Raw genomic sequence first — 4495 nt, forward strand, 5'->3', positions numbered from 1 at the left:
CGGCCCAGCCGTTCGGCGGCGGCCTGCTCCTCGGCCAGGGTGTCCAGCAGCTGGTCCAGATCGGTGTCGGCTTTGGTCAGCCGGGTGAAGGCGCCCAACGGGTCACCGGGCTCGCGGGCCGCCGCGACGGCTTCCACCGCCGCGTCGCGCGCCTCGGTCAGCCGGGCGGCGTGCGTGCCCAGCTTCCGCCGGGCGCCGTGCAGCTGGGTGTTGGCCTGGGTGATCCCGGCCTCGATGTCGGTGATCGCCGCCGGCAGCGCCGCGACGGCGTGCCGGATGTCGGTGGCGGCGCTGTCGATCGCGTCCAGCAGCGTCTGGGCCTGCCCGATGCCCGACTCGGCGGCGCGCACCGCGTCGACGAGTTCGTCCTGCGCCTCGGGGGTGGACCGGGCCAGCAGTTCGCGCGCCCGGGTGATGTTGCGGTCGCCGAAGGCGACCCGGTCCTTGGCGGTCTTGACGTTGCCGGAGACCGAGCTCAGCGCGGCGGCGTCGAACTCTCGGTACAGCTCGGCCAGGTGGGTCTCGCCGGTGGGAATCCGCGCGGTGAGCTCGATCAGCTGCTGGGTCATGGTGTCCAGCCGGGTCGGGGCGTTGATCACCAGGTCACGCAGCTGCTCGAACGACGCGCGCTCGGTCTCCAGATCGCGGTCGGCCTTGGCGGCGGCGACGATCACGCCGGTCAGCAGCTCGCGCCGCTGCGCCGGCGTCTCCGGGATGGCGTCGTCGAGCTGCTGGCGCACGGTGAACGCATGAGCCAGTGCCTGCCGGGCGCTCTGCACCGCCTGCGCGAACGGCTGGGTGCGTTGCGTGCCGAACTCCTCGACCGCCAGCTCCAACTCGTTCTTGCTGGTGCGCAGCGCGTTGTCGACGGCGACCGCCTTCTCCCGGGAGAGGTCGTCGAGGGTGTGCACGCTGACTCTGCCCAGCGCCTCGGCGTCGGTGGCGTCGATCCGGCGGGCCGCCGCCAACTCCGCGCGACGACGCCGGCTGCGCCGGTGCCGCAGCAGCAGGGCCAGGCCCAGACCGCCGAGCGCCAGCGCGGCCCCGACGGCCAGGATCGGCAGCGGATTCAGGTGCACCGGTGCGGTCGCGGCGCCGAGCCCGGTGGCGGCCGCGACGGCGGCGCCGGCCCAGTTGCCCGCGTGCAGCGCCGGCTCGATCTGCCCGCGCTCCAGGCTCTCCACTTTCCGCGCGGTCATGCCGGTGATCCGGTCCGACACCAGGAACGCGTAGCTGCGGTCGGCGGTGGCCACCGCCAGCAACGCGTCGTAGTCACCGAGGTCGCTCAGCCGCGCCGTGCTGCGGGCCCAGCTGTCGGCGGTCTGCCCGGAGAACACGTCGACGTAGACCACCCAGAGCCGCAGGTGCCGGTCCGCGTAGAGCGTGTTGACGGCGTCCTGCACGGCGGCTCGGTCGGAGCCGGAGAGCACGCCCGCGTGGTCGGTGACCGGGGCGGTGAGCCGTGACGGCGGCTCCGCGACCGCGATCGGAGCACCAAGCAGCGCGGTGACCAGGAGCGTCAGCAGCACACCGGGCAGACGGTTGATACCCATGGCGGCCAATCTATGCGATCGGTGGCCGGGGTGGGGGGGACTGGCAGACTGTGGGTCGGTGAGCACGCAGCAGCACGGCCTCGACGACCGCTACTCCGAGGCCGACCGGGAACGACTGGCGGCCGAGCAGCCGAAGACCGGGGCGCTGCCCGGCACCGGCGGCCAGCACCGCACCGACTTCGCCCGCGACCGCGCCCGGGTGCTGCACAGCGCGGCGCTGCGCCGGCTGGCCGACAAGACACAGGTCGTCGGGCCGCGGGACGGCGACACCCCGCGCACCCGGCTGACCCACTCGCTGGAGGTGGCGCAGATCGGGCGCGGCATGGCGATCGGTCTGGGATGTGATCCGGACCTGGTCGACCTGGCCGGGCTGGCGCACGACATCGGGCATCCGCCGTACGGACACAACGGGGAGCAGGCGCTCGACGAGCTGGCCGCCGACTGCGGCGGCTTCGAGGGCAACGCGCAGAACTTCCGCATCCTCACCCGCCTGGAACCCAAGGTCGTCGACGCCCGGGGCGAGAGCGTCGGGCTGAACCTGACCCGCGCCGCGCTGGACGCCGTCACCAAATATCCGTGGTGGCGGGGGAGGGGCCGCAAGAAGTTCGGCTTCTACGACGACGACCGCGCCGCCGCCGACTGGATGCGCCGCGGTGCGCCGGCCGGGCGGTCCTGCCTGGAGGCGCAGATCATGGACTGGGCCGACGACGTCGCCTACTCGGTGCACGACGTCGAGGACGGTGTCGTCTCCGGGCGGATCGATCTGCGGGTGCTCGCCGACGACACCACCGCGGCGACCCTGGCCCGGCTCGGCGCGTCGGCGTTCCCGCAGGTCTGCGACGACGACCTGGCGGCGGCCGCCCAGCGGCTCTCCGAGCTGCCGGTGGTGGCCGCGGTCGGCAGATACGACGCGAGCCTGGCGGCGTCGGTGGCGCTCAAACGGCTCACCAGCGAGCTGGTCGGCCGATTCGCCTCGGCGGCGATCGCCGCCCCCCGGGACGCGGCCGGATCCGGCCCGCAGATCCGCTATCAGGCCGATCTGCGGGTGCCCCCGCTGGTACGCGCCGCGGGTGCCGGCCTGAAAACGCTTGCGGTGCAGTTCATCATCTCCGACGCACGGCACCGCGGGCTGCAGGCCCGGCAGCGCGAGCGGATCCACGCGGTGGCGGAGAAGCTGCGGAAGGGAGCGCCGGGAACGCTGGACCCGATCTTCGAGTCGGCGTTCCTCGCCGCCACCGACGACGGTGGCCGGTTGCGCGCCGTCGTCGACCAGATCGCCTCCTACACCGAGGGCCGGCTGGAGCGGGTCGCAACCGGCCCGGCCGGTTAGGCGCGGCGTCAGCCGAGCTTGCCGACCCGGTCCATCATCGCCCGGGCCACGTCGGTGCCGCTGGTCTCGGGGTGCCCGGATCCGGTCGCGTTCTCGGTTCCGGTGAATGCGATGAGCACCTCGACCAGGCAGTTCCCCCGCACGCCCAGCGCCCGGGTGTCCGGCGCCTTGGGGTTCTTGTCCAGGGTGATGCCCGCGGTCAGCAGGGTGTCGCCGGTCTCGACGTCGCGGATGTGCATCTCGCTGCCGGGCAGCCGGAACGGGTTGTCGGCGTCCATCGGCTCGGGGTTGGCCGGCTGGCCGTCGCAGCGCTTCCACCGCTCGGCGAACGTGGCGAAGAGCGCCTGGGCGTCGGCGGCGCTGGGCAGGGCGATCACGGCTTCGTCGACGAACATCACCGCCGAGCTGAGCGGGTGGAAATTCGCCTTGCCGGCCTGCGCGTCACCCCAGACCTCGCGGGCGTAGCTCTGCACCGGCGCGGACCGGTAGGCGCTCTGCGGCGCGACGTTCACCACCCCGGCGCAGTCGCCGGGCGAGGGGGCGGTGTCCATCTGGTCCAGGCCGCCGTAGGAGGGCGCAGTCGGGTTCTCTTCGAAGGGCTGGTCCAGCATCGTCGTCAGTTCGGCGCCGTCGAGCAGCACCTTCTTGACGGTCTCGCCGGTGACCACCCCGGCCGATCGGTGTGACGAACCGGGGAAGAGCAACCACCCCAGCAGCACCAAACCGGCGACGACGCCGCCGACGGGGGGCGCCAACCGCACCCAGGTCGATTTCGCCGGACTCATCTCTCCTCCTGACAGCGGGCGGCCGCCCCGGGCATTAAAGCACGGTGCGACGGCGACCGTCGGGATACCCGTCGCGCTCTACACTGAGCCAATGGCCGGCCGCATCTCCGATCGCGACATCGCGGCCATCCGCGAACGAGTCCGAATCGAGGACGTCGTCGGGGACTACGTCCAGCTCCGCCGGGCCGGGGCCGACTCGCTGAAGGGGCTCTGCCCGTTCCACAGCGAGAAGACACCGTCGTTTCACGTCCGGCCCAACCACGGCCACTTCCACTGTTTCGGCTGTGGCGAGGGCGGCGACGTGTACGCCTTCGTCCAGAAAGTCGAGCATGCCAGCTTCGTGGAGGCGGTCGAGCTGCTGGCCGACCGGATCGGCTACACCATCACCTACACCGGTGCCGGCACCAGCCCCCAGCGCGACCGGGGCAGCCGGAGCCGGCTGATCGCCGCCAACGCCGCCGCCGCCGGGTTCTACGCCGACGCGCTGGCAGCCGAGGAGGCCGCCTCGGCGCGGCGCTACCTGACCGAACGCAACTTCGACGCCGCGACCGCGCAGCACTTCGGCTGCGGATTCGCCCCCTCCGGCTGGGACACGCTCACCAAACACCTGCAGCGCAAGGGATTCGAGTTCAAGGAACTGGAGGCCGCCGGCCTGTCCCGGCAGGGCCGCCGCGGGCCGATCGACCGGTTTCACCGTCGGCTGCTGTGGCCGATCCGCAGCACGGCCGGCGAGGTGATCGGCTTCGGGGCGCGGCGGATCTTCGACGACGACCCGATGGAGGCCAAGTACGTCAACACCCCGGAGACGGTGCTGTACAAGAAGTCGA

At 72.5% G+C, this 4495-nt stretch carries 4 protein-coding genes; 2 read left to right on the forward strand and 2 right to left on the reverse strand.

Annotated elements, in window-relative coordinates:
• Positions 1–1553 (reverse strand): TPM domain-containing protein (locus AC2VNT_RS07180; protein WP_486946194.1); only part of this gene is annotated, 1553 nt, incomplete at its 3' end.
• Between the two features lie 58 nt (positions 1554–1611).
• Between AC2VNT_RS07180 and AC2VNT_RS07185 the strand changes: the two genes are divergently transcribed.
• Positions 1612–2883: a deoxyguanosinetriphosphate triphosphohydrolase gene (locus AC2VNT_RS07185; protein WP_486946195.1), complete on the forward strand. Its 1272-nt coding sequence runs from the start codon at positions 1612–1614 to the stop codon at positions 2881–2883.
• Between the two features lie 8 nt (positions 2884–2891).
• On the opposite strand, the gene AC2VNT_RS07190 is transcribed toward AC2VNT_RS07185, so the two are convergent.
• The gene (locus AC2VNT_RS07190) at positions 2892–3668 is read right to left on the reverse strand and encodes a sensor domain-containing protein (RefSeq protein ID WP_486946196.1); all 777 of its coding nucleotides are present in this window, start codon (positions 3666–3668) and stop codon (positions 2892–2894) included.
• Positions 3669–3759: 91 nt separating this feature from the next.
• Between AC2VNT_RS07190 and AC2VNT_RS07195 the strand changes: the two genes are divergently transcribed.
• A partial coding sequence (locus AC2VNT_RS07195) for a DNA primase (RefSeq protein ID WP_486946197.1) occupies positions 3760–4495 on the forward strand: 736 nt, incomplete at its 3' end.

This window comes from Mycobacterium sp. TH-M15, assembly GCF_057473705.1.

Bases quoted from the DNA above. Each gene is read 5' to 3' on its own strand.
- AC2VNT_RS07190 (WP_486946196.1), bottom strand. From the start codon at position 3,668: ATGAGTCCGGCGAAATCGACCTGGGTGCGGTTGGCGCCCCCCGTCGGC.